This is a genomic window from Pseudomonas sp., assembly GCF_035277045.1.
GTDB lineage: Bacteria > Pseudomonadota > Gammaproteobacteria > Pseudomonadales > Pseudomonadaceae > Aquipseudomonas.
The window spans coordinates 25,541-49,095 of the sequence record NZ_DATELE010000276.1 but is presented as its reverse complement, the minus strand read 5'-3'; the positions used below and the strand labels follow the sequence as shown (position 1 = coordinate 49,095).

The following is a 23,555-nucleotide window of genomic DNA, read 5'->3' as shown; positions in this document are numbered from 1 at the left end:
CATCGAATGGGAGCCGCCTTTTCTGGTTTGGGTTCTGGTTACAACAGATCGTACTGCTTGAGCTTCTTGCGCAGGGTGCCTCGGTTGAGCCCGAGCATCTCGCTGGCCTTGGTCTGGTTGCCCTTGACGTGGTTCATCACGCTTTCGAGCAGCGGCGCTTCGACTTCGGAAAGCACCAGGTTGTACACGTCCGTGACGGTAGCCCCTTCGAGGTGGGCAAAGTAATTGTGCAGCGCCTTTTCAACACTGCCGCGAAGGGTCTGACCCTCTTCGCTCGGCGTGTTCAGGTGCTGTTTGAGGTTGACGTTGTCGCTCACGGGCGTTGTTCCACTCACTAAAGTCTCGGTCATCATCGTCATGCGGCCACCCCTTGTCCGTCCTCTGTCTCAAGGCTCTGTCGACGCTCGCAGAAAAATTCGCGAACGTTGGCGCACTGCGCTTGCGTATCTTCCAAAGCGTTGAACCGGGCACGAAACTCCCTGCCGCCCGGTCGTGTTGCCAGGTACCAGCCCACATGCTTGCGGGCGATACGCACACCCATCACGTCGCCATAGAAGGCGTGCAGCGCGGCCAGGTGCTCCAGCAGAATCTGTTCAACTTCATCCAGTCCCGGCGCCGGCAATTGCTCGCCGGTGCGCAGGTAATGCTCGACCTCGCGAAAGATCCACGGCCGGCCCTGGGCGGCGCGGCCGATCAGCAGGCCGTCGGCGCCCGTGGCATCCAGCACGGCCCGGGCCTTGTGCGGCGAGGTGATGTCGCCATTGGCGAAAACCGGAATCGACACCGCCTGCTTGATGGCAGCGATGGTGTCGTATTCGGCTTCACCGGTGTACAGGTCGGCGCGTGTGCGGCCATGCACCGCCAGCGCCTGGATGCCGGCCTGCTCGGCGATCTTCGCCACGGTCAGGCCGTTCTTGCTCGACCGGTCCCAGCCGGTGCGGATCTTCAGGGTCACCGGGACATCCACCGCGCCGACAACGGCGTGGACAATCTCGCTGACCAGTGCTTCATCTCTCAATAAAGCAGAGCCTGCCGCTTTGTTGCAGACTTTTTTCGCCGGGCAGCCCATGTTGATATCGATGATCTGCGCGCCGGCCTCGACGTTGGCCCGTGCCGCCGCCGCCAGCATCTGCGCGTCTCCACCGGCGATCTGCACCGAGCGTGGCTCGGGATCACCTTCGTGGATGCGGCGCAGGCGCGACTTGCGGCTGTTCCACAGGCTCATGTCGCTGGACACCATCTCGGACACCACCATGCCTGCGCCCAGGCGCTGGCACAGCAGCCGGAAAGGCTGGTCCGTGACCCCGGCCATTGGCGCGAGGATCAGGTTGTTCTTCAGTGTGTAGGGGCCGATGCGTACCGCCGACATAGGAGTTCCCTGTTGTGGGGCCGGATCATTGGAGTTCGAAAAAGGGATGGCATGATACCCGCTCTCGGTGACCGGATAAAGATGGATTTGGATAAAATCTGAACAGCTGTGGGCTTAGATCCGAGTGTTCTCGACACACGGCCGGCGCCGGAAAAACGGCGCCGACCGTGCGGGGCTATTCGGGCGAGCGGAAGCTCAGGCTGTAGTTGACCGCTTTGGGACCCGGATCGAGGATGTCCAAGGCGATGTGGATTGGCGTCTGGCTGGGCATTTCGCCGCGTCCGGCAAGCTCGCCGCTGAGGTACTCCGCAGGCTTGAAGCGGCGGCTGGCGATCAGCTGGCCGTTGAGGTCGGAGAAGCGCAGCTCCAGCAGCGGGAAGGGCTGGGCGAAGGGCGCGCGGTTGTAGAGGATCGCGTCGACGATCAGCGCGCCCTTGAAGTCCGGATGACTGCGCACCACCAGGTTGCTGCTCTTGATCCGGGCGATGTCCACCCGGGTCGGCAACGTGCAGCCCACGACCGGGCACAGTTGCTGGAACCATGGCCGGTAGCGGTCGTTGCGCGCCAGCTCGTCGAAATGGAACCACAGGTACTGGAATGCCAGCAGGCCCGCGGCCAGCAGCACCAGCGTGCCCCACAGCAGGCGCTGACGCCAGTCGGCCTTGGGCTTCTGCCAGTCGAGCTGCAGCGGGTCGTCGACCAGGTCGATCAACGGCTCCTTGCGTCCCGGGCGCTCGGCCTTGGCCATCAGCCCAGGCTCGAGGCGTTCTTCCGGGTCTTCGAGCAGCGCGTCGTCGTCCTCCTCGCGGGCGGACAACCGCTCGCCGGGCTCATCCTCGTCGCGCGCTGACAGGCGGTCACCGGGCAGATCGTCGTCATCCGCGGAGGATGCCTCGAACGTTTCGGTCAGGCGTGCGTGGTCGCGCTGGCCTGCCCGCTCGTCGTGCGCGTCGAGCTCAAGGCTGCTCAGCGACGGCTCGGTTCGATCGCCGGGGGCGTCCTCCGGCTCGATCGCCTGTTCCACGATGAGTGGCGGGACAGGCTCGTCCGGCATGCCTGGCTCTGGATGATCCTCGCGGGCGTTGCCGAACGGCTCATGGACCTCGTCGTGCGCGTGCGTATCGGGCTCGTCGCGACGGGCATGCAGGCGCTCGTCGTCCGCTTCCGCACGCCGGTCGCGAACGCCACTGCGGCGTTCCAGCCGGGCCAGTTCCTGGTCAAGGTCCAGATCGTCCAGCGAATGCTCGGTGCTGGCCCAGTCCGGCTGCGCTGGCGGACTCTGGCTGGCTGGCGGCGTTGCCTCAGGCGCCGGAACGGCAGCCCCGGCGGCGCTCTGCTCGAGCAATTGCCTGGCCGCGTTGAACACCTGCAGGCAGGCCCCGCACCGTACCACGCCCCGGGCCAGGCTCAGCTGGTGATGCGTGACGCGAAAGCGTTTCTGGCAATGGGGGCACTGGGTGACGAAACTGTCGGTCATGCGGCGATCCGGGGGTTATGCAGCGATTTATTCCAGGCCTGCCTGACGGCGGCGACCACTGATTCGCACCCAGCCGTCGCGCACGACGATCGGGTCCAGCTCGAAGTCGGCGGCGTAGGCGGCAGCCACTTCCTCACCCTGTTCGGCGAGGATGCCCGACAGCGCCAGCAGGCCGCCCGGACGCACTAGGGTGGACAGCTGCGGCGCCAGCGAGACCAGCGGACCGGCAAGGATGTTGGCGACCAGTACATCGGCCTGCATGGCCGGCATCTGCTCAGGCAGGTACAGGGCCAGGCGCGACTCGGCGATGCCGTTGCGGCCGGCATTGTCGCGGGACGCTTCAAGCGCCTGCACGTCGATGTCGGTGCCGACCGCTTCGCGGGCGCCCAGCAACAGCGAGGCGATCGCCAGGATCCCCGAGCCACAGCCGAAGTCCAGCACCTGGACGCCTTCGAGCTGCTGGCCGTCGAGCCATTCCAGGCACAGGGCGGTGGTCGGGTGGGTGCCCGTGCCAAAGGCCAGGCCCGGGTCGAGCAGCAGGTTGACGGCCTCGGCGTCCGGCGCGTCATGCCAGCTCGGCACGATCCACAGGCGGCGGCCGAAGCGCATCGGCTTGAAGTTGTCCATCCAGCTGCGTTCCCAGTCCTGGTCCTCGATGACCTCGGCCTGGTGCTCGGGCAGCTCGGCGTCGGTCAGCAGGCGCAGGTGGGCGAACACCGCCTCGGGCTGGGCATCGGCCTCGAACAGCGCCAGCAGGTGGGTGTTGGACCACAGCGGGGTGGTGTTGAGGTCCGGTTCGAAGATCGGCTGGTCCTCGGCGTCCATGAAGGTCACGGACACGGCGCCGACTTCGAGCAGGGCGTCTTCGTAGGTTTCGGCTTGTTCCGGGCTGATAGCCAGTCGTACTTGCAGCCAGGGCATGGCGGGCACCTTTGGTCAATCGTAAGGGGGAGCAGCCCTAGGCTGCGTAGCCCGGCAGTTTACTGTAGCGGCGGCGCCGTGTCGCGATCCGGGCGGGCATAAAAAACCCCGGCACCAGGCCGGGGTTCGTTCAAGCTTGCGCCAGGATCACTCCTGGTTGGCCAGCTTGTGCTCGAGGTAGTGAATATTCACGCCGCCCTTGCAGAAACCTTCATCTCGCACCAGGTCGCGGTGCAGGGGGATGTTGGTCTTGATACCGTCGACGATGATCTCGTCCAGAGCATTGCGCATGCGCGCCATGGCTTCTTCGCGGTCCTTGCCGTAGGTGATCAGCTTGCCGATCAGCGAGTCGTAGTTCGGTGGAACCGCGTAACCGCTATACAGGTGCGAATCGACCCGCACGCCATTGCCGCCCGGGGCATGGAAGTGCTTGACGGTACCGGGGCTCGGGATGAACTTCTTCGGGTCCTCGGCGTTGATCCGGCACTCCAGCGAGTGGCCACGGATCACCACGTCTTCCTGGCGGAACGACAGCTTGTTGCCAGCGGCGATGCTGAGCATCTCCTTGACGATGTCGATGCCGGTGACCATTTCCGAAACCGGGTGCTCCACCTGAACACGGGTGTTCATCTCGATGAAGTAGAAGCTGCCGTTCTCGTACAGGAACTCGAAGGTGCCGGCACCGCGGTAGCCGATCTCGATGCACGCATCGACGCAACGCTTGAAGACTTCCTGGCGGGCCTTCTCGTCGATGCCCGGGGCTGGCGCTTCTTCGAGTACCTTCTGGTGGCGGCGCTGCAGCGAGCAGTCGCGATCACCCAGGTGGATGGCGTTGCCCTGGCCGTCGGACAGTACCTGGACTTCCACGTGGCGTGGGTTGGTCAGGAACTTCTCGAGGTAGACCATCGGGTTGCCAAACGCCGCACCAGCTTCGGTGCGGGTCAGCTTGGCCGAGGAGATCAGGTCTTCTTCCTTGTGCACCACGCGCATACCGCGACCACCACCGCCACCGGCGGCCTTGATGATCACCGGGTAACCAACCTGGCGGGCGATAGCCAGCGCGGTTTCTTCGTCTTCAGGCAGTGGGCCGTCGGAACCCGGTACGGTCGGCACGCCGGTCTTGATCATCGCGTCCTTGGCCGAAACCTTGTCACCCATAAGGCGAATGGTGTCGGCCTTGGGGCCGATGAAGGCGAACCCGGATTTTTCAACCTGCTCGGCGAAGTCGGCGTTTTCAGCCAGGAAGCCATAGCCAGGGTGAATCGCGGTGGCGCCTGTCACTTCGGCTGCGGCGATGATCGCCGGGATGTGCAGGTAGGAATCCTTGGATGCCGCAGGGCCGATGCAAACCGACTCGTCTGCCAGGCCCAGGTGCATCAGTTCGCGGTCGGCCGTGGAATGCACGGCGACGGTCTTGATGCCCAGTTCTTTGCAGGCACGCAGGATCCGCAGGGCAATTTCCCCACGGTTGGCGATCAGGACTTTTTCCAGCTTCGCAGACATCAAAGGTTCTCCCAGGGTCAAACGATGGTGAACAGCGGCTGGTCGAACTCAACCGGCTGACCGTCTTCCACCAGGATGGACTCGATCACACCGCTGGTTTCGGCTTCGATGTGGTTCATCATCTTCATCGCTTCGACGATGCACAGGGTGTCGCCTTTCTTCACGGTCTGGCCCACTTCGGCGAAGTTAGGCGAGGCTGGCGAAGGCTTGCGGTAGAAGGTGCCGACCATTGGCGAGCGGACCACGGTGCCGTTCAGCTTAGGCGCGGCCGGGGCTGCGTCCGCGGCTGGCGCGGCGGCGGCAGCGGCTGGAGCTGCAGCCACTGGAGCGGCCATCGGCGCCGGGGCGAAGTACTGCTGGGCAGCCGGGGTCTTGCTGTGGCGGCTGATACGTACCGACTCTTCGCCTTCCTTGATTTCCAGCTCGTCGATGCCAGATTCTTCCAGCAGTTCGATCAGTTTCTTGACTTTACGGATATCCATTAATCATCAACTCCCAAGGTTCGGGTCAAAAGGCGTAATTGAAAACGTAGTGAAAAACGTTTCTTGTGAGCCCGGCCATGATGGGCCGTGGTCTCGTCATCAGGGCTTTGCGTTGGCAGCCAGGTATTCCAGCGCGGATTCCAGGGCCAGGCGGTAACCGCTGGCGCCCAGGCCGCAAATCACCCCTACCGCGACATCGGAAAAGTAGGAGTGATGGCGAAAAGGTTCACGCTTGTGCACATTGGACAGATGCACTTCGATGAATGGGATGCTCACCGCCAGCAACGCGTCACGTAATGCGACGCTGGTGTGGGTAAAAGCCGCCGGATTGATCAGGATGAAGTCGACGCCTTCATTGCGCGCGGCATGGATGCGGTCGATCAGCTCGTACTCGGCGTTGCTTTGCAGGTACTGCAGATGGTGCCCAGCCACCCGGGCGCGTTGCTCCAGGTCCTGGTTGATCTGGGGCAGGGTGACGGCGCCATAGACACCCGGCTCACGGGTGCCGAGCAGGTTCAGGTTGGGGCCGTGCAAAACCAGTAGCGTTGCCATCTGCGGTTTCCTTGGTTTGTAGGACGTGTCTGACATAGCGCGGCGACTATGCCCCAAGCAGCCGCGAGTGTCCAGTTCCCGGCAATAGCCGGCACGATACCCGAGATTCGCGCAAAGTATGTGACCGGCTGACGGGAATTGGTCACCACCCGCAGGAATTTCCGAGCCAGAGGAAGTTATAGCCCCAGATTTGTCCGCACGCGCGCCAGATGTTCGGCGAATTCATCGGCTTTTACCTCTCCTACTACCCGATCACCGCGTTGTTCACTACCGTTGGCGGCGAAAAACAGCATCGCGGGGGGGCCGAACAGTTGGTAACGGTCGAGCAGGGCGCGTTGTTCGGCATTGCTCTGGGTAATGTCGAAGCGCAGCAAGCGCAAGCCGTCGAGCCGAGGCGTGACCTGCGGCGCCTGCAGCACCTCGCGTTCGATGACCTTGCAGCTGATGCACCAGTCGGCGTACCAGTCCAGCAGGACCGGCTGCCCGGCCGCCTTGGCGTCGGCCAGGGCGGCGTCGAGCGCGGCGGGGGTCGAGAGGGTCTGCCAGGCGTCGGCCGCCTTCGCGGCCGGTGCTCCTGAGGTGCTGGCCAGTCCCGCCTGGGGCAGGGGGCGCAGCGGGTCGCCCTGGCCATTCAGGGCACCGTACCAGCAGGCCAGGCCGTAGCACAGCAGGACCAGCCCCAGCAGCTGCGCCAGGCGCTGGCGCGGGGACTTGACGATAAATTCCAGCGCCCCGAGAAACAGCGCGACGCCCGCGGCCAGCAGGCCGATCAGCAGCAGCGTCACGGGCCCCGGCAGTACCCGGCTGAGCAGGCCGATGGCCAAGGCCAGCAGCAGCACGCCGATGGCATTTTTCACCGTTTCCATCCACGGCCCGCTCCGGGGCAGCCACGCGGCGCCCCCGGTGGCCACCAGCAGCAAGGGTGCGCCCATCCCCAAGCCCAGGGCGAACAGCTTGAGCGCGCCGCCTAGCGCATCGCCGCTGGCGCTGATGTAGAGCAAGGCACCCGCCAGCGGCGCCGACACGCAGGGCGACACCAGCAGGCTCGAAAGCACCCCCAGCACCGCGGCGCCCAGCAGCGAGCCGCCCTTGGTCTGCCCCGCGACACGGTCCAGGCGGCTGCTCAGTGCTTGTGGCAGCCTCAGCTCGAACAGGCCGAACATGGCCAGGGCGAACAGCACGAAGAACAGCGAGAACGGCACCAGCACCCAGGCCGACTGCAAGCGAGCCTGCAGGTTCAGCCCGGCACCGAACACGCCCATCAGCGCGCCGAGCAGGGCGAAGCAGGCGGCCATCGGCAACACGTAGGCCAGCGACAGGCTAAGGCCCCGCCACCCGCCAACCTGGCCGCGCAGTACCACGCCGGTGAGGATCGGCAGCATCGGCAGCACGCAGGGCGTGAAGGTCAGGCCCAGACCAGCCAGGAAGAACAGCAGCAGCGATCGCCAGGTCCAGCCGGCGCTGGCTGCGGTGGCTGCGCCGCCTTGGCCGTCGATGCTCAGGCGCTGGGTTTCGGGGGGATAGCACAGGCCTTTGTCGGCGCAGCCCTGGTAGGTGACCAGAAGAGTGAACGCGCGCTGGGCGGCGGCCGGGCGGGGTAGTTCGATGTCGAGGATGCCATGGTATACCTCGACATTGCCGAAGAACTCATCGTGCTTGGCCTCGCCCGGCGGGATCTGCGCCTTGCCCAGGGCGATGTCGGCCGGTTCGCTGCGAAACTGGAAACGGTGGCGGTAGAGGTAGTAGCCGTCGGCGGCCACGAACCTCAGCTTGATCGTTTGGGCGTCGCCCTCGACCAGGCTCAGCTTGAACGCTTCGCGAACGGGCAGGAAGTCGGCGCTGTTGTTCAGCGACGCGGCGCCCAGGGTGGCGCTGGGACGGTTGTCCAGCAGGCCGGTGGCCAGGGCAGGGGTGGCCACAAGCAGGAACAGCAGGAAAAACAGGCGGCGCATGGTGGTCTCGCGAGGGTGAAACGTGCGGGCATGATAGCGGAGTTGCACCGGATTGGGGTCTGCCTGGCCTGGTGTGGGAGATTCCAGGGTGCAGCTCAACCGCTGTCCATCGCCAGACCCTGTGCGAGCAACTGTCTTCTACCAAGGCACACCCACCCCACAGGTGGCCATTGCGCAATCGCAGCAGTTCATGCGGGCGCGCAGTTGCCAGGAAGAGGCGGCTGGAACGTCACAAAAACGCCAGCCTACGTCGCGCACCGCTTATCTTCCCCGTCATGCTTGCTTTATAGTGCGGCGATGCACGCTTGCCGCGGCACCCTCGCCGACACCTGCGGTCCAAGCTCCTGAACCGACGTGACTGATAAGGACAATGCCATGCTGGACTGGAAAAACCGTACCGGAAAAGCCGAGGCGCGCGAGCGCGTCGACACCCGCGCCACCGCTACACGCAGCTATTTCGGCGGTTTGTTCAGCCGGGCATTGGGTACCCTGATCGGCCTGTACCTGCTGGTGTGCATCGGCCTTGGCTGGTACTGGAGCCAGGAGCCGGACCTGTTCCCGGTCCAGCAGACCGCGCAATCCCAGGCCCAGCGCAGCAACCAGCAGATGGTCATTGGCTACACCACCATCGAGACCCTAAAGACCGTTGCCGACACGCTGCTGCAGAAGCCGGGCGGCTACATTGCCAACGACCGCTTCCCGCCGGGCCTGTGGATGGACAACATGCCGAGCTGGGAGTACGGCGTGCTGGTGCAGGTGCGTGACCTGAGCCGCGCCCTGCGCAAGGACTTCGCCCGTTCACAGTCGCAGTCCACCGAGGACGCTGACCTGGCCAAGGCCGAGCCGCGTTTCAACTTCGATCACAAGAGCTGGATCCTGCCGTCGAGCGAGTCCGAGTTCCAGGAAGGCATCAACTCCCTGAGCCGCTATCAGGCGCGCCTGGCGAGCGGGGACAACAACGCGATCTTCTATACCCGTGCCGACAACCTGAACAACTGGCTGGGTGACGTCGCTACCCGCCTGGGCTCCTTGTCTCAACGCCTGTCCGCAAGCGTGGGACGGGTCAAGCTCAACAGCACCCTGAAAACCGAAGCCGTGGTCGCCGGCCAGGCGCCGCAGCTCGACGAGGAAGTGGTCGAGACCCCATGGCTGCAGATCGACAACGTGTTCTATGAAGCCCGCGGCCAGGCCTGGGCGCTGTCGCACCTGCTGCGCGCGATCGAGGTCGACTTCGCCGACGTGCTGGCCAAGAAGAACGCCACGGTCAGTGTTCGCCAGATCATCCGCGAGCTCGAAGCCTCGCAAGAGCCACTGTGGAGCCCGATGGTCCTCAACGGCAGCGGCTTCGGCATGTGGGCCAACCACTCGCTGGTCATGGCCAACTACATCTCGCGCGCCAACGCCGCGGTGATCGACCTGCGCCAGCTGCTGTCGCAAGGCTGATGCCGGTGAGTCCTGCAGAGGCCGCGCACCGCGCGGCTTCCGATGCCGAGCTGATCGCCTGGGTCGACGAGCACGACCAGCCGTTGGGCGCCCTGCCTCGCGGGCAACTGCGCGAGCGCGGGCTGATCGGGCGCGGCACCTACATCCTGCTGTTCAACAGCGCTGGCCAGTTGTGCGTGCACCGGCGCACCCTGAGCAAGGCGATCTACCCAGGCTATTGGGATGTTGCCGCAGGCGGCATGGTGACGGGCGAGGAGAGCTACGCCGAGTCGGCGGCCCGCGAGCTTGAAGAAGAGTTGGGCGTTACCGGCGTCGAGCTGCGGTTTCACGAGAAGTTCTTCTTCGACCAGCCGGGCAACCGGTTGTGGTGCGCGGTGTTCTCGGCCGTCTCGGACGGGCCGTTGCGCCTGCAGCCCGAAGAGGTCATAGAGGCTCGATTCCTCACCTTGGCGCAGGCGCTGGCGGACACCCGGCAGCGGCCATACTGCCCTGATTCGCTGGCGGCGTTGCAGCGTTACCTCGACCGCCGGGCATGACGTCGCGAAAGCTGTGAAAAATGCCGCAATCCGGGACTTAGCAGGCGGCGCTTTTATCGTTACACTGCGCGGCCTTTTCGGGCTGCCGCGACATCCGCGGCAGTAGCGCTGCCCCTGCCAGAGTGGGGCTTCGCGGTCGGCGCCATGTGCGTGCCGGCCGGTTTTTTGTCCTCATGCAAGAGGAACAAAAGTGGCCAAGAAAGCCTCATCCTTCGCCGCCCTTGGCGGCCTCGTGTTTTCCACCGACGCTGGCCGGCATTGCCCGGACTGCAGCAAGCCCGTGGATGACTGCATCTGCAAACAGACGCTCGTCCCCGAAGGGGATGGCATCGCCCGTGTGCGCCGCGAAAGCAAAGGCCGCGGCGGCAAGACCGTGACCACAATCAGCGGTGTTCCGCTGCCCCTGGAACCGCTCAAGGAGCTGGCCAGCACGCTCAAGCGCCGCTGCGGCACCGGCGGCGCCTTGAAAGAGGGCGTCATCGAGATCCAGGGCGATCACGTCGAACTGCTGATCGCCGAGCTGATCAAGCAGGGCTTCAAAGCGAAAAAGTCCGGCGGCTGAGGCCGCTGCGCGACTTTTTGCCCAACGCTTTCTAAACTCGTTCCGTCAGTCCGGGTCTACCCCTGAACACGGATCGATCGTCATTTTCAGCTTCTACACTGCCCAGGCCCACCTGCCTGGCAGTGTCCGACTTTTCAGATAGGGGACTTGAATGTCCGTACGACGCACACGCAAAGACGATGGCAGCCAATGGACCGTGGCCGACAGCCGCAGTGTTTACGGAATCCGCCATTGGGGCGCCGGCTACTTCGCCATCAACGAGGCCGGGCGCGTCGAAGTTCGCCCCAATGGCCCGGATAGCTCGCCGATCGACCTGTTCGAACAGGTCGACGAACTGCGCCAGAGCGGCCTTTCGCTGCCATTGCTGGTGCGCTTCCCCGACATCCTGCAAGACCGCGTGCGCCAGCTGACCGGTGCGTTCGACGCCAATATCGCGCGCCTTGACTACCAGAGCCAGTACACCGCGCTGTACCCGATCAAGGTCAACCAGCAGGAAGCGGTGGTCGAGAACATCATCGCCACGCAGGACGTGTCAATCGGCCTTGAAGCCGGCTCCAAGCCCGAGCTGCTGGCCGTGCTGGCGCTGGCGCCGAAGGGCGGCACCATTGTCTGCAACGGCTACAAGGACCGTGAGTTCATCCGCCTGGCGCTGATCGGCCAGAAGCTTGGCCACAACGTGTTCATCGTCATCGAGAAAGAGTCCGAGGTCGCGCTGGTGATCGAGGAGGCCGCCGAGCTCAAGGTCAAGCCGCAGGTGGGCCTGCGCGTGCGCCTGTCGTCGCTGGCGTCGAGCAAGTGGGCCGACACCGGTGGCGAGAAGTCCAAGTTCGGCCTGTCGGCCGCGCAACTGCTGTCCGTGGTGCAACGCTTCCGCGATGCCGGCCTTGACCAGGGCATTCGCCTGCTGCACTTCCACATGGGTTCGCAGATCGCCAACCTGGCTGACTACCAGCACGGTTTCAAGGAAGCGATCCGCTATTACGGCGAGCTGCGCGCCCTGGGCCTGCCGGTCGATCACATCGACGTCGGCGGCGGTCTGGGCGTGGACTACGACGGCACCCACTCGCGCAATGCCAGCTCGATCAACTACGACATCGACGACTACGCCGCGGTGGTGGTCGGCATGCTCAAGGAGTTCTGCGACGCCCAGGGGCTGCCGCACCCGCACATCTTCTCCGAGAGTGGTCGTGCCCTTACCGCGCACCACGCCATGCTGGTGGTGCAGGTGACCGATGTCGAGAAGCACAACGACGAGATCCCGCTGATCGAGAACAAGGAAAGCCTGCCCGAGACCGTGCAGTGGCTGGCCGACCTGCTGGGCCCGACCGATATCGAGATGGTCACCGAGACCTACTGGCGCGCCACCCACTACATGGGCGACGTGGCGGCCCAGTACGCCGACGGCAAGCTGACCCTGGCGGAAAAAGCCTTGGCCGAGCAGTGCTACTTCGCGGTGTGCCGCCGCCTGCACAACTCGCTCAAAGCCCGTCAGCGCTCGCATCGCCAGGTGCTCGACGAACTCAACGACAAGCTTGCCGACAAGTACATCTGCAACTTCTCGGTATTCCAGAGCCTGCCTGACACCTGGGCCATTGGCCAGGTGCTGCCGATCCTGCCGCTGCACCGCCTTGACGAAGAGCCGCTGCGCCGCGCCGTGCTGCAAGACCTGACCTGCGACTCCGACGGCAAGATCAACCAGTACGTCGACGAGCAGAGCATCGAGACAAGCCTGCCGGTGCATTCGATCAACGAAGGTGAGGACTACCTGCTGGGGATCTTCCTGGTAGGGGCTTACCAGGAGATCCTGGGTGACATGCACAACCTGTTTGGTGACACCGATTCGGTGAACATCTACCAGAACGCCGACGGCAGCGTGTACCACGCCGGCATCGAGACCCATGACACCATCGAGGACATGCTGCGCTACGTCCACCTGTCGCCCGAGGAGCTGATGACGCACTACCGCGACAAGGTCGCCAGCGCGAAGATCACCGCGCGCGAGCGCACGCATTTCCTGGATGCGTTGCGGTTGGGGCTGACGCGCTCGTCGTACCTGTCGTCCTGATGTAGACCGGGAGGCCTCTTCGCTGGCAAGCCAGCTCCCACAGGTACAGCGCTGACGCTATGGCGGGCGCTATACCTGTGGGAGCTGGCTTGCCAGCGAAGGGGGCAGTCCAGGCACTCTTCAGACCCAACCTCCCCGCCGCTGCAGTCTCCACCCCACCCACCCCAGCGTCACCGCCCTCAGTCCCATGAACCCCAGAAACGCCATCCACAACCCGTGGTTCCCCAGCCCGCTCGTCATCCAGGCGAACGGCAGTGCGATCATCACGCTCGCCAGCATCGCATTGCGCATCTCCCGCGCACGGGTAGCGCCGATGAACAGGCCGTCGAGCAGGTAGCTCCACACGGCGATCAGCGGTAGCAGGGCAAGATACGGCAAGAACGGATACGCCGCCTGGCGAACGCTGTCGATGTCGGTCTGCAGGTCGATGAACAGATGCCCGCCCAGCAGAAACAGGCCCGCGAACCCGACGCTGACCAGCAATGACCACCCACAGGCAACCACAAGCGCGCGCCGCAGGGCGTGGCGGTCGTGGGCGCCGATGGCGTGGCCGCAGAGGGCTTCGACCGCGTGGGCGAGGCCGTCCAGCGCGTAGGCGGTGAGCATCAGGCCGTTGAGCAGCAGGGCGTTGGCGGCGACGGTCGATTCACCCAGGCGGGCACCCTGGATGGCGATCAGCAGGAACACCAGCTGCAGCGCCAGGCTGCGCAGGAAAATGTCGCGATTCACCGCCAGCAGAGGGCGCCAGGCGTGCCAGCGCCTGAGCGCCGTCCAGGCCATGTGCCCGGGGTAGGCACGCAGCGCGGGACGGGTGAGGGCAAGCCCGAGCAGGGCCGCGCTCCACTCGGCGATCACCGAGGCGCGCGCCGAGCCGATGACGCCCCAGTCCAGGCCCAGCACGAACCAGAGGTTGAGCGCGATATTGAGCAGGTTGGTGGTTAGCAGGATGGCCAGCGGGGCGCGGGCGTTCTGGGTGCCGAGAAACCAGCCGACCAGGGCGTAACTGGCGAGCGCCGCGGGCAGGCCGAGCAGGCGGGTGTGGAAGAAGTCCTCCGTCGACTGGTGAAGCGCCGCGCTGGGGTCCATCAGTTGCAGGGCCAGCTGGCTGAACGGCAGGGCGGCCAGGCCAAGCAGCAGGGCGAACAGCAGCGCCAGCAGCAAGCCTTGCACCAGCACCTGGCGCAGCGCGGCGCCGTCGGCACGGCCGGCGGCCTGGGCGGCAAAACCGGTGGAGCCCATGCGCAGGAAGCCCATCATGCCCATCATGAAGGTGAACAGCGTGGCGCCCACCGCCACGGCGCCCAGCTGATGGGCATGGGGCAGGTGGCCGATCACCGTGCTGTCGACCAGCGCCACCAGCGGCACCGAAACGTTGGAGAGGATCATCGGCGCCGCCAGGCCCCACACCTTGCGGTGAGTGGCTCGATCGCGCCAGTCGGTGGTCACTTGGGACATGCGGGCTCCTTGGGGCAGCGCATTGTAGCGCCGCCCGCCGCGGATGGCGCAAACCTGGTCACACTCGGCAGCGAGTGCCTGGCGCGCGGGTACGCTATAGTGCTGCCCTCTCGAACACGCTGCGAAAGAGTTCCTCATGCTCAACAAAGGATTGTTGCTCGCCTGCGCGCTGGCCTTGCTCAGTGCCTGCGATTCATCGTCGCCTGACCAACCCCCGCCCGCCCAAAAGCCTGTCGCCAGCGCCGCCCAGGCCCAGGCGCCCGAGCGCCAGGATCAGGCGCTCCTGGCCAAGCGCTACGCCGACCGCGAGCTGAGCGTGCTGGACGTCTCCGAAGTGCAGCTCGATGGGGCCAGCACCCTGTCGATCAGCTTCTCGGTGCCGCTCGATGCGCAGCAGGATTTTGCCGGCAAGGTGCATCTGGTCGACACGCTCAAGGGCAAGGTCGACGGTGCGTGGGAGCTGTCCGACAACCAGATGGAGCTGCGCCTGCGCCACCTCGAGCCGCAGCGCAAGCTGGTGCTGACCGTCGATGCGAGCGTGACCGCCGTCAACGGCAAGACCTTGGGCAGCGAATCCGTCAGCCGCCTGGAAACCCGCGACATGCAGGCCACGGTGGGCTTCGCGAGCCGCGGCTCGCTGCTGCCGACGCGCCTGGCCGAGGGCCTGCCGGTGATCGCCCTGAACGTCGACAAGGTCGATGTGGAGTTCTTTCGGGTCAGGCCCGAGTCGCTCTCGACGTTCCTGGCCAGCTGGGGCCGTAACAGCAGCCTGTACGCCTACCAGTCCAAGGAAACCCTGGACATGGCAGAGCTGGTGTACAGCGGCCGCTTCGACCTCAACCCCGCGCGCAATACCCGCGAGACCGTGCTGCTGCCGATCGCCGGGATCAAGCCGCTGCAGGCCCCGGGGGTCTACCTTGCGGTGATGCGCGCCTCGGGCACCTACGACTACTCGCAGCCCGCGACCCTGTTCACCCTGAGCGATATCGGCCTGTCGGCGCACCGTTACCGCGACCGCCTCGACGTCTTCGCCCAGGCCCTCGAGGGCGGCAAGGCGATGGGCGATGTGGCGCTCGAATTGCACGACGCCAAGGGCAAGCTGCTGGCCCAGGCCAGCACCGACGCGGGCGGCCATGCGCAATTGCCAATGCCGCCCAAGGCGGATGTGCTGATCGCCCACCAGGGCGCCCACACGACCCTGCTGCGCCTGAACACCGCCGCGCTGGACCTGGCCGAGTTCGACATTACCGGCCCGCCGGCCAATCCGCTGCAGTTCTTCGTGTTCGGCCCGCGCGATCTGTATCGCCCGGGCGAGACCGTGCTGCTCAACGGCCTGCTGCGCGACCAGGACGGCAATCCGGTCAAGACCCAGCCGATCACCGTCGAGGTTCGCCGTCCCGATGAGCAGGTCAGCCGTACCTTCGTCTGGGAAGCCGACGCCAATGGCCTGTTCCAGTACTCGCTGCAACTGGCCAGCGAGGCCCCGACCGGGCGCTGGCAGCTGCTGCTCGACCTGGGCGGTGGGCGCAAGCAGGTCCACGAGATTCTGGTCGAGGATTTTCTTCCCGAGCGGCTGGCGCTCGAGCTCAAGGGCAGCAGCACGCCGTTGCGACCGGACCAGCAGGCGCAGGTCCAGGTCATTGGACGCTACCTGTATGGCGCACCGGCCGCGGGTAACCGCCTGAGCGGGCAGGCCTATGTGCGGCCGCTGCGCGAGGCGGTTCCGGCATTGCCCGGCTACCAGTTCGGCTCGATCACCGAGACCGAGCTGAGCCAGGACCTGGAGCTGGAAGAGGTCACGCTTGATGCCGCTGGCAAGGCCACGCTGGATATCGACAACCGCTGGGCCGAAGCCCGTTCGCCGTTGCAACTGACCGTCCAGGCCAGCCTGCAGGAGTCCGGTGGCCGACCGATCACCCGCCGTCTCGAGCAGCCCATCTGGCCGGCCGAGCGCCTGCCGGGCCTGCGAGGGCTCTTCGACGGCGAGGAAACCGATAGCGACGGTCCCGTCGAATTCGATGTACTGGTCGCCGACCGCGACGGGCGCAAGCTGGCTGCCGACAACCTCAAGGTGCGCTTGATACGCGAGCGGCGCGACTACTACTGGAACTACTCCCAGAGCGATGGCTGGAGCTACAACTTCAACGAGAAATTTCTGACCCAGAGTGAGGAAACCGTCAGCGTCAAGGCGGGCTCCACCGCCCGGCTGAGCTTTCAGGTCGAGTGGGGGCCTTACCGCGTCGAGGTCGAGGACCCGCAGACCGGCCTGGTCAGCAGCGAGCGCTTCTGGGCCGGCTACCGTGCGCAGGACAACGCAGAAGGCGGCGCGGTGCGGCCTGACCAGGTCAAGCTGGCGCTGGACAAGCCCGCCTATGCCGACGGCGCGACCGCCAGGGTCACGGTGACGCCGCCCGCCGCTGGCAGCGGTTACCTGATGGTCGAGTCCAGCGATGGGCCTTTGTGGTGGCAGGAAATCGACGTGCCTGCCGAGGGCAAGACGTTCGACGTGCGGCTGGACAAGGCGTGGGCCCGCCACGACCTGTACGTCAGCGCCCTGGTGATTCGTCCGGGCGAGCGCAAGGTCAATGCCACGCCCAAGCGCGCCGTCGGCGTGCTGCACCTGCCGCTGCAACGGGCCGGGCGCAAGCTGGCGCTGACCCTGCAGGCCCCCGAGAAGATGCCTCCCAAGCAGCCGCTGACCGTCAGGTTCAAGGCCGTCAATGCCGATGGCAGCGTACCCCGGCAGGTGCACGTGCTACTGGCGGCGGTCGACGTGGGCATCCTCAACATCACCGGCTTCAAGACCCCCGACCCCTTCGCCAGCCTGTTCGGGCGCAAGGCCTATGGCGCCGACCAGCTGGACATCTACGGCCAGCTGATCGAAGCAGGTCAGGGCCGCCTGGCAAGTCTGGCCTTTGGTGGCGACGCCGCCATGGCCAAGGGCGGCAAGCGACCGAGCACGACGGTGACCATCGTCGCCCAGCAAAGCGTGCCGGTGACCCTGGATGCTCAGGGTGAAGGCCAGGCGACGGTGGACATTCCAGACTTCAATGGCGAGCTGCGCCTGATGGCCCAGGCCTGGAGCGACGACCGCTTCGGCATGGCCGAAGGCAAGACGGTGGTGGCGGCCCCGCTGATCGCGGAACTGTCGGCGCCGCGTTTCCTCGCCGGGGGCGACCGTACCGAGCTTGCCCTGGACCTCTCGAACCTGTCAGGCAAGGCGCAGCAACTGAACGTGCAGGTGGCCAGCGAAGGCCAGCTCAGCCTGGTTGCCGCTAGCCAGCAGCATGTCAGCCTGGCCGAGGGCCAGCGCACTACTCTGAAAATCCCGGTACAGGCCCTGGGCGGCCTGGGCCAGGGCAAGGTACGGGTACAAGTGAGTGGACTGCAGCTGCCGGGCGAGACGCCTGGGGTGTTCGAGCGTGAATGGACACTGGGCGTGCGCCCGGCCTATCCGGCCATGCTCACGCAGTATCGCGTCGCCCTCAAGGACCAGCCCTGGAGCCTGCCGCAGGCCGATCTGGACGCCTATGAACCGGCTGGGCTGGAAGCCAGCCTTGCGCTGTCGAGCCGGCCACCGCTGAACCTCGCGGAGCAGATCCGCGCCCTCGAAGCCTACCCTTACGGCTGCCTGGAACAGACCACCAGCGGCTTGTACCCCTCCCTCTACGCCGATGCCGACAGCCTCAAGCGTCTGGGCATCAAGGGCGAGCCTGCCGAGGTGCGCAAGCGCAAGATCGAGATGGGTGTCGAGCACCTGCTCGGCATGCAGCGCTATAACGGCAGCTTCGGCTTGTGGAGTCCGGATGACGAGGAGGAGTACTGGCTGAGCGCCTATGTGACGGACTTCCTTCTGCGGGCCCGAGACCAGGGCTTCGGCGTGCCGGCCGAGGCCTTGAAAAAGGCCAGTGAGCGCCTGTTGCGTTATGTACAGGAGCGCAATCTGATCGAGGTCAACTACAGCCAGGACGAGGCCCACACGCGCTTTGCCGTGCAGGCCTATGCGGCGCTGGTGCTCGCGCGTAGCCAACAGGCGCCGCTGGGTGCCCTGCGCAGCCTGTTCGAGCGGCGCAGCGACGCGCGCTCGGGCCTGCCGCTGGTGCAGCTGGCCATCGCCCTCGACAAGATGGGCGACAAACCCCGCGCCCGGCAGGCCCTGCAAGCCGGCCTGGCGGCGGGGCGCAAGGATGGCTGGATGGCCGACTATGGCAGTGCCCTGCGTGACCAGGCGTTGATCCTTTCGTTGTTGCAGGAAAACAGCCTGGCCAGTGATCAGGTCGATCAGCGACTGTTTGCGTTGTCTGACGAGCTCGCGGCCAACCGCTGGTTGTCGACCCAGGAGCGCAATGCATTGTTCCTCGCCGGCCGCGGCCTGCTGGGCAAGCCGGAGGGGAGTTGGCGGGCGCGTCTCGAGAGCGCCGGAACAGTGCGCGAACTGGACAACGCCGAGTCGGGCATCCGGCTCGATGGCCCGCTACTGGCCTCGCCGCTTACCGTGCAGAACCAGGGCAGCGAGACGTTGTACCAGCAGCTGACGCTGTCTGGCTATCCGCGGCAGGCGCCCGTGGCCAGTGCCAATGGCGTGTCGATCCGCCGCGAGTACCTGGGCATGAACGGCCAGCCGCTCGATATCGGCAGCCTGCGCAGCGGCGACCTGGTGCTGGTGCACCTGGCGCTCAAGGCCCAGAGCCAGGTGCCAGATGCCTTGGTGGTCGACCTGCTGCCTGCAGGCCTTGAGCTGGAGAACCAGAACCTCGCGCAAAGCGCCGCCAGCCTCGAAAACGCCAGCAGCGCGGTGAAGCAGTGGCGCGAGTCGATGCAGAACGCCAACGTGGTGCATCAGGAGTTTCGTGACGATCGCTACGTGGCCGCGCTCAAGCTCGACGGTTATGGCACCACGCACCTGCTGTACCTGGCGCGAGCCGTCACCCCCGGCAGCTACCGCGTGCCGCCGCCGCAGGTCGAGTCGATGTACCGGCCGGCCATTCAGGCGGTGGGAGAAACTCAGGGAGAGATGGTCGTGAAAGGCCGCTAGCACTCCTGGCATGCCGCGGCCTCCTGCAGGGGCCGCGGCGTCCGGCAGACCGGGTCAGTGCACCACCCAGCTCAACACCCACAAGCCCAGCAGCAACCAGATGATTCCCATGATGACCGACGCGCGCATGAACGCCCGCACCGCGGAGAACAGCAACAGCAGTCCGACCACCAGGGCCAGGATGCTGACCAGCGAAGTGTCCATGCCCAAGGTTTGCGCCAGGCCATCGATGAAATTGCTCCCGGCGCTGGCTAGCCAGTTGAACAGTCCGCTCAGCGCATCGACGATGAAGCGGATCAACGACCCCAGTGCCTGGCCCAGCCATTCGAAAAAACCTTCTACATGCATAGTCGCTTCCTGATCTGCGCGTCGGCGTTCGTGCCGTTTCCAAGTCTTGGGCCCTTGCCAGGGCACGTCGGTTCCCTGGCCCGGGTTACCCGATGCTCAGCTTAGTCCGCCCGCGTAGCCGCTGCGCCAGGCTGCTCCGCGCGGTGCTCGCTACCGGCATGCTCGCCTTGGCGCTGATATGGCTGGCCGACCGCCTGTGGCCACTGCCAATGCCCGCCGATGACCTGGCGCGCGTCGTGCTGGCCGAGGATGGCACACCGCTGTGGCGGTTCGCCGATGCCGATGGCGTGTGGCGCTATCCGGTCAGCCGCGAGCAGGTATCACCGCTGTACCTGCAGGCCCTGCTCACCTACGAGGACCGATGGTTCTACAGCCACCCCGGGGTCAATCCGCTGGCATTGGCACGCGCCGCCTGGCTCAACCTGCGGGGCGGGCGCGTGGTGTCGGGTGGCAGCACCTTGTCGATGCAGGTGGCGCGCCTGCTCGATCCGCATCCGCGCACGCTCCGGGGCAAGCTGCGTCAGCTGTGGCGCACCGCGCAACTGGAGTGGCACCTGTCCAAGGAGCAGATCCTCGAGATCTATCTCGACCGCGCGCCTTTCGGTGGCACGTTGCAAGGGGTGGCGGCGGCCAGCTGGGCGTACCTTGGCAAATCGCCCCAGCAACTCACGCCTGCCGAAGCCGCGTTGCTCGCGGTGTTGCCCCAGGCCCCCAGCCGGTTGCGCCCGGACCGTCACCCGCAACGCGCGCAGCGTGCTCGGGACAAGGTCCTGCGGCGCCTGGGCGAATACCAGGTATGGCCCGCGCGGCAGGTCGCCGAAGCCCGCGAAGAGCCGCTGCTGCTCGCACCGCGCCAGGAGCCGGCGCTGGCCCCGTTGCTCGCGCGCCGGCTGAACCACGCCAGTAGCCCACCGCTGATCCGCACCACACTGGATGCCCCGCTGCAGCGCCGTCTCGAAGACCTGCTGCTGGGCTGGCGCGCCCGATTGCCCGAACGCACCTCGGCGGCGATCCTGGTGGTCGAATCGCAGACCATGGCCGTGCGCGCCTACCTCGGCTCGGTCGACCTGGGTGATGAACGCCGCTTCGGCCATGTCGACATGATCAGTGCCCTGCGCTCACCCGGCTCGACGCTCAAGCCGTTCCTGTATGGCATGGCCCTGGACGACGGCCTGATCCATTCCGAATCGCTGCTGCAGGATGTACCCCGGCGCTATGGCGATTATCGGCCGGGCAATTTCTCCATGGGGTTCAGTGGACCTGTCTCGGCCAGCTCGGCCTTGGCCTTGTCGCTCAATCTGCCTGCGGTGCAACTGCTCGAGGCCTACGGTCCCAAGCGTTTTGCCGCAGCGCTGCGCAGTGCTGGCGTGCCGCTGATACTGCCGCCACTGGCCGAGCCGAACCTGTCGCTGATCCTGGGTGGCGCGGGCAGTCGTCTCGAGGACCTCGTAGGCGGGTACGCCGCGCTCGCCCGGGACGGACACAGTGCCAGGATCCGCCTGCAACCCCAGGACCCGTTGGTCGAGCGGCGCCTGCTGTCGCCCGGCTCGGCCTGGATCATCCGGCGGATTCTCGCAGGCCAGGCCCGTCCTGACCGCGACCCCACCGCCGAGCTGGTGCAGCGCCCGCAATTGGCCTGGAAGACCGGGACCAGCTATGGCTTTCGTGATGCCTGGTCGATCGGCGTCGGCCCGCGCTACCTGATCGGGGTCTGGATCGGTCGGCCTGACGGCACCCCCGTGCCCGGCCAGTTCGGCCTGGCCTCGGCGGCGCCGCTGATGCTCCAGGTGCACGACCTGCTCAGCAACCGCGACCGCCAGCGCGGCGTCGCCGTGCCCGTGACGGCAGTGCCCGGGAGTGTCGGTGTCGCTGCGATCTGCTGGCCGCTGGGTCAGCCGATGAACCGGCAAGACCCCAACTGTCGACGCCAGCGCTTTGCCTGGACCCTGGACGGCACCACGCCGCCCACTTTGCAGGCCGCCGACCAGCCGCTGGGCCTGGGCCTGCGGGAAAAAGTCTGGGTCGATGCGCGCGGCCTGCGCGTCGATGAATCCTGCCCAGGGGCGCAGTTGCGGGAAGTGGCCTTGTGGCCCGCGCCCCTGGAACCCTGGCTTCCCAGGCAGGAACGGCGTGCGGCCCGTCTGCCCGCGGCTGATCCGGCTTGCCCACCTCGGATGCCCGCCACCGCGCCACCGCTGTCGATCGTCGGCATCCGCAGCGGCGACCAGCTGCGTCGCCCTGCCACCAGCACCGAGCCCCTGCAGTTGCAGGTGTCTGCTCTCGGCGGGGCAGGGCGGCGCTGGTGGTTCATCAACGGCCAGCCCCTGGGCGAGACCCTTGGGCAGCAGCGCCTGGTGGTGCATTTCGAGCACGTGGGGCGTATCGAGCTCAGCGCGCTGGATGAAAGCGGCGAAACCGCGCGGGTGGAGTTTCAGGTGACTCCCTGACGGCCACGCGCCCGACCGCGCTGCCGCTCAATGGGCCGTGAACCGCTGATGCCACGGCGCGCTATGGGGGGTCAGGGCCAGGGCCAGTTGCGTGCGGTTATGCATGTGCGTCAGCCGCAACACCTGGGATACATACAGTTTGACGGTGTTTTCGGTGATCCCCAGCTCGCAGGCGATCTGGTAGTTGGTCTTGCCCTGGCTCACCAGCTTGGCGACTTCGAGCTGACGGGGCGACAGCTTGTTGAACATCTCGGGCAGCTTGTCATCCGGTATCTCGTGCTCTATGTCCGTCGCCCGCCGGTAGGGACCTTGGCCGCGCGCTCTTTCGAGGTCATGGTAAAGGCCGTCTATGGATTCGGCGAGATCCTGCAAGCGCTGGTTGAGCGTGCCAAGTTCCTCGACGTTGCGTTTGCGCTCAAGCAATGCGGCATCCTGGCGCTGTAGTCCCTCCAGCAGGTCGGCCAGCATGACGGGTTTTTCGTAGTAATCGGCGAACCCTTCACGCATGGCGCTTATGACCTCATGTTTGCCCGCGCGGCCGGCCAGCAGGATGGCTGCGAATGGTCGTTGCGGGCCGGCAATCTGCTTGAGCGCACGCAGCAGTCCGATGCCGTCGAGTTCGGGCATTTGCAGCTCGCATAGCACCAGTCCAATGGCGTCATCGTCCTGGAAACGCTCGATGGCCTGGGCACTCGTATGAGCCGGTATGCACAGGTAACCGCTGGCCTGGAGAAAATCGCATACATCCTGCACGGCCTCGGCCTGGTCATCGACGACCAGGACTCTTGTCCCACTGATGGTTCCGTTCACGTGCAACTCCCTTTGTAGACAGCTTTCATCCAGGCGCCAGACGCACTGACCGCTGAAACGGTAGGCGCATGGTGCGACGCTGTACATGATGCGTACAACAGTTGGACCGCACGGCCGTTCAATGGATCCATACAGATGCGAGAAGAAACCCTGTGAGCACATAGGGGGCGAAGGGTTGCTTGTTGCTGACGTCCTCGGCGAGTTTTTCCAGGCGTTTCTTCACCTTCACGCTGAGCTTGGACCACAGCCAGCGTTTGCTGGCCATCCAGACCAGCACGGCAACCCCGGCGCCGATGAAGGTGCCAAGCACATGATGATGGTCGGTGGCCAAGGCCAGCCCGGCGAGCAACTTGACATCGTCCGCCCCGAAACGGCCCAGCATGTAGCCGGGCAGGGTCAGCGCCATGACAATCGCTAGCGCCCAGCCGGCCGCTTCGGGCTCGGAGCCGATCCACGTGTGGCCGGTGGCGAACAGCCAGGCCAGTGCGCAGGCCGCGCCACCCAGAGTCAGGGTGTTGGCGATCTGCCGTTCACGGATATCCTGTTCGGTGCACAAGGCAAGCCACAGCAGAAGAACAATGCTTTGCATTGGCAGATC

The 23,555-nt window shown here is 65.7% G+C and carries 18 protein-coding genes; 6 read left to right on the top strand and 12 right to left on the bottom strand.

The genetic code is table 11. The features are described 5' to 3' along the window. Nucleotides 1–38: 38 nt before the first annotated feature. From fis to VJS90_RS16245, 8 genes are all read right to left on the bottom strand, one after another. The gene (gene fis, locus VJS90_RS16280; protein ID WP_158461106.1) at nucleotides 39–359 is read right to left on the bottom strand and encodes a DNA-binding transcriptional regulator Fis; all 321 of its coding nucleotides are present in this window, start codon (nucleotides 357–359) and stop codon (nucleotides 39–41) included. Continuing rightward, the gene (gene dusB, locus VJS90_RS16275) at nucleotides 356–1,369 is read right to left on the bottom strand and encodes a tRNA dihydrouridine synthase DusB (protein WP_324122676.1); all 1,014 of its coding nucleotides are present in this window, start codon (nucleotides 1,367–1,369) and stop codon (nucleotides 356–358) included. The genes fis and dusB overlap by 4 nt, the downstream gene beginning before the upstream one ends. Nucleotides 1,370–1,544: 175 nt before the next feature. Next, nucleotides 1,545–2,846 carry a DUF3426 domain-containing protein gene (locus VJS90_RS16270; protein WP_324122675.1) on the bottom strand — a complete coding sequence of 434 codons (1,302 nt, stop codon included), beginning with the start codon at nucleotides 2,844–2,846 and terminating at the stop codon, nucleotides 1,545–1,547. Nucleotides 2,847–2,873: 27 nt separating this feature from the next. Further along, nucleotides 2,874–3,767 carry a 50S ribosomal protein L11 methyltransferase gene (gene prmA / locus VJS90_RS16265; RefSeq protein WP_324122674.1) on the bottom strand — a complete coding sequence of 298 codons (894 nt, stop codon included), beginning with the start codon at nucleotides 3,765–3,767 and terminating at the stop codon, nucleotides 2,874–2,876. Between the two features lie 147 nt (nucleotides 3,768–3,914). After that, nucleotides 3,915–5,270 carry an acetyl-CoA carboxylase biotin carboxylase subunit gene (gene accC / locus VJS90_RS16260; protein WP_324122673.1) on the bottom strand — a complete coding sequence of 452 codons (1,356 nt, stop codon included), beginning with the start codon at nucleotides 5,268–5,270 and terminating at the stop codon, nucleotides 3,915–3,917. A gap of 17 nt (nucleotides 5,271–5,287) precedes the next feature. Then, nucleotides 5,288–5,752, bottom strand: a complete 465-nt coding sequence (accB, locus tag VJS90_RS16255) for an acetyl-CoA carboxylase biotin carboxyl carrier protein (RefSeq protein ID WP_324122672.1) — start codon at nucleotides 5,750–5,752, stop codon at nucleotides 5,288–5,290. 99 nt (nucleotides 5,753–5,851) lie between these two features. Continuing rightward, nucleotides 5,852–6,304 (bottom strand): type II 3-dehydroquinate dehydratase, encoded by a 453-nt coding sequence (gene aroQ / locus VJS90_RS16250; protein ID WP_324122671.1) that lies wholly within the window; start codon nucleotides 6,302–6,304, stop codon nucleotides 5,852–5,854. 176 nt (nucleotides 6,305–6,480) lie between these two features. Then, the gene (locus VJS90_RS16245; protein WP_324122670.1) at nucleotides 6,481–8,256 is read right to left on the bottom strand and encodes a protein-disulfide reductase DsbD; all 1,776 of its coding nucleotides are present in this window, start codon (nucleotides 8,254–8,256) and stop codon (nucleotides 6,481–6,483) included. Nucleotides 8,257–8,631: 375 nt separating this feature from the next. Between VJS90_RS16245 and VJS90_RS16240 the strand changes: the two genes are divergently transcribed. The 4 genes from VJS90_RS16240 to speA all read left to right on the top strand — a co-directional run bounded on the left by VJS90_RS16240 (nucleotide 8,632) and on the right by speA (nucleotide 12,862). Then, on the top strand, nucleotides 8,632–9,699 hold the full coding sequence (locus VJS90_RS16240; protein ID WP_324122669.1) for a DUF2333 family protein: 1,068 nt from the start codon (nucleotides 8,632–8,634) through the stop codon (nucleotides 9,697–9,699). Then, on the top strand, nucleotides 9,699–10,235 hold the full coding sequence (locus VJS90_RS16235; protein WP_324122668.1) for an NUDIX hydrolase: 537 nt from the start codon (nucleotides 9,699–9,701) through the stop codon (nucleotides 10,233–10,235). The genes VJS90_RS16240 and VJS90_RS16235 overlap by 1 nt, the downstream gene beginning before the upstream one ends. Before the next feature lie 190 nt (nucleotides 10,236–10,425). Further along, a complete protein-coding gene (locus tag VJS90_RS16230; protein WP_324122667.1) occupies nucleotides 10,426–10,797 on the top strand; it encodes a translation initiation factor Sui1 in 372 nt (123 codons plus the stop codon). Nucleotides 10,798–10,948: 151 nt separating this feature from the next. Continuing rightward, the gene (gene speA / locus VJS90_RS16225; RefSeq protein ID WP_324122666.1) at nucleotides 10,949–12,862 is read left to right on the top strand and encodes an arginine decarboxylase; all 1,914 of its coding nucleotides are present in this window, start codon (nucleotides 10,949–10,951) and stop codon (nucleotides 12,860–12,862) included. Between the two features lie 120 nt (nucleotides 12,863–12,982). Here speA and VJS90_RS16220 read toward each other — a convergent pair whose 3' ends face one another. After that, a complete protein-coding gene (locus VJS90_RS16220) occupies nucleotides 12,983–14,317 on the bottom strand; it encodes an MATE family efflux transporter (protein ID WP_324122665.1) in 1,335 nt (444 codons plus the stop codon). 136 nt (nucleotides 14,318–14,453) lie between these two features. Between VJS90_RS16220 and VJS90_RS16215 the strand changes: the two genes are divergently transcribed. Continuing rightward, nucleotides 14,454–19,352 carry an alpha-2-macroglobulin gene (locus VJS90_RS16215; protein WP_324122664.1) on the top strand — a complete coding sequence of 1,633 codons (4,899 nt, stop codon included), beginning with the start codon at nucleotides 14,454–14,456 and terminating at the stop codon, nucleotides 19,350–19,352. Between the two features lie 54 nt (nucleotides 19,353–19,406). Here VJS90_RS16215 and VJS90_RS16210 read toward each other — a convergent pair whose 3' ends face one another. Next, the gene (locus tag VJS90_RS16210) at nucleotides 19,407–19,700 is read right to left on the bottom strand and encodes a hypothetical protein (RefSeq protein ID WP_324122663.1); all 294 of its coding nucleotides are present in this window, start codon (nucleotides 19,698–19,700) and stop codon (nucleotides 19,407–19,409) included. A gap of 92 nt (nucleotides 19,701–19,792) precedes the next feature. Between VJS90_RS16210 and pbpC the strand changes: the two genes are divergently transcribed. Then, nucleotides 19,793–22,147 (top strand): peptidoglycan glycosyltransferase PbpC, encoded by a 2,355-nt coding sequence (gene pbpC / locus VJS90_RS16205; protein WP_324122662.1) that lies wholly within the window; start codon nucleotides 19,793–19,795, stop codon nucleotides 22,145–22,147. Between the two features lie 27 nt (nucleotides 22,148–22,174). On the opposite strand, the gene VJS90_RS16200 is transcribed toward pbpC, so the two are convergent. Both VJS90_RS16200 and VJS90_RS16195 read right to left on the bottom strand, forming a co-directional pair. Continuing rightward, complete coding sequence (locus tag VJS90_RS16200) at nucleotides 22,175–22,963, bottom strand: response regulator transcription factor (protein WP_414704951.1); 789 nt, start codon at nucleotides 22,961–22,963, stop codon at nucleotides 22,175–22,177. A gap of 112 nt (nucleotides 22,964–23,075) precedes the next feature. After that, nucleotides 23,076–23,546 (bottom strand): A24 family peptidase, encoded by a 471-nt coding sequence (locus VJS90_RS16195; protein ID WP_324122660.1) that lies wholly within the window; start codon nucleotides 23,544–23,546, stop codon nucleotides 23,076–23,078. Between the last annotated feature and the right edge of the window lie 9 nt (nucleotides 23,547–23,555).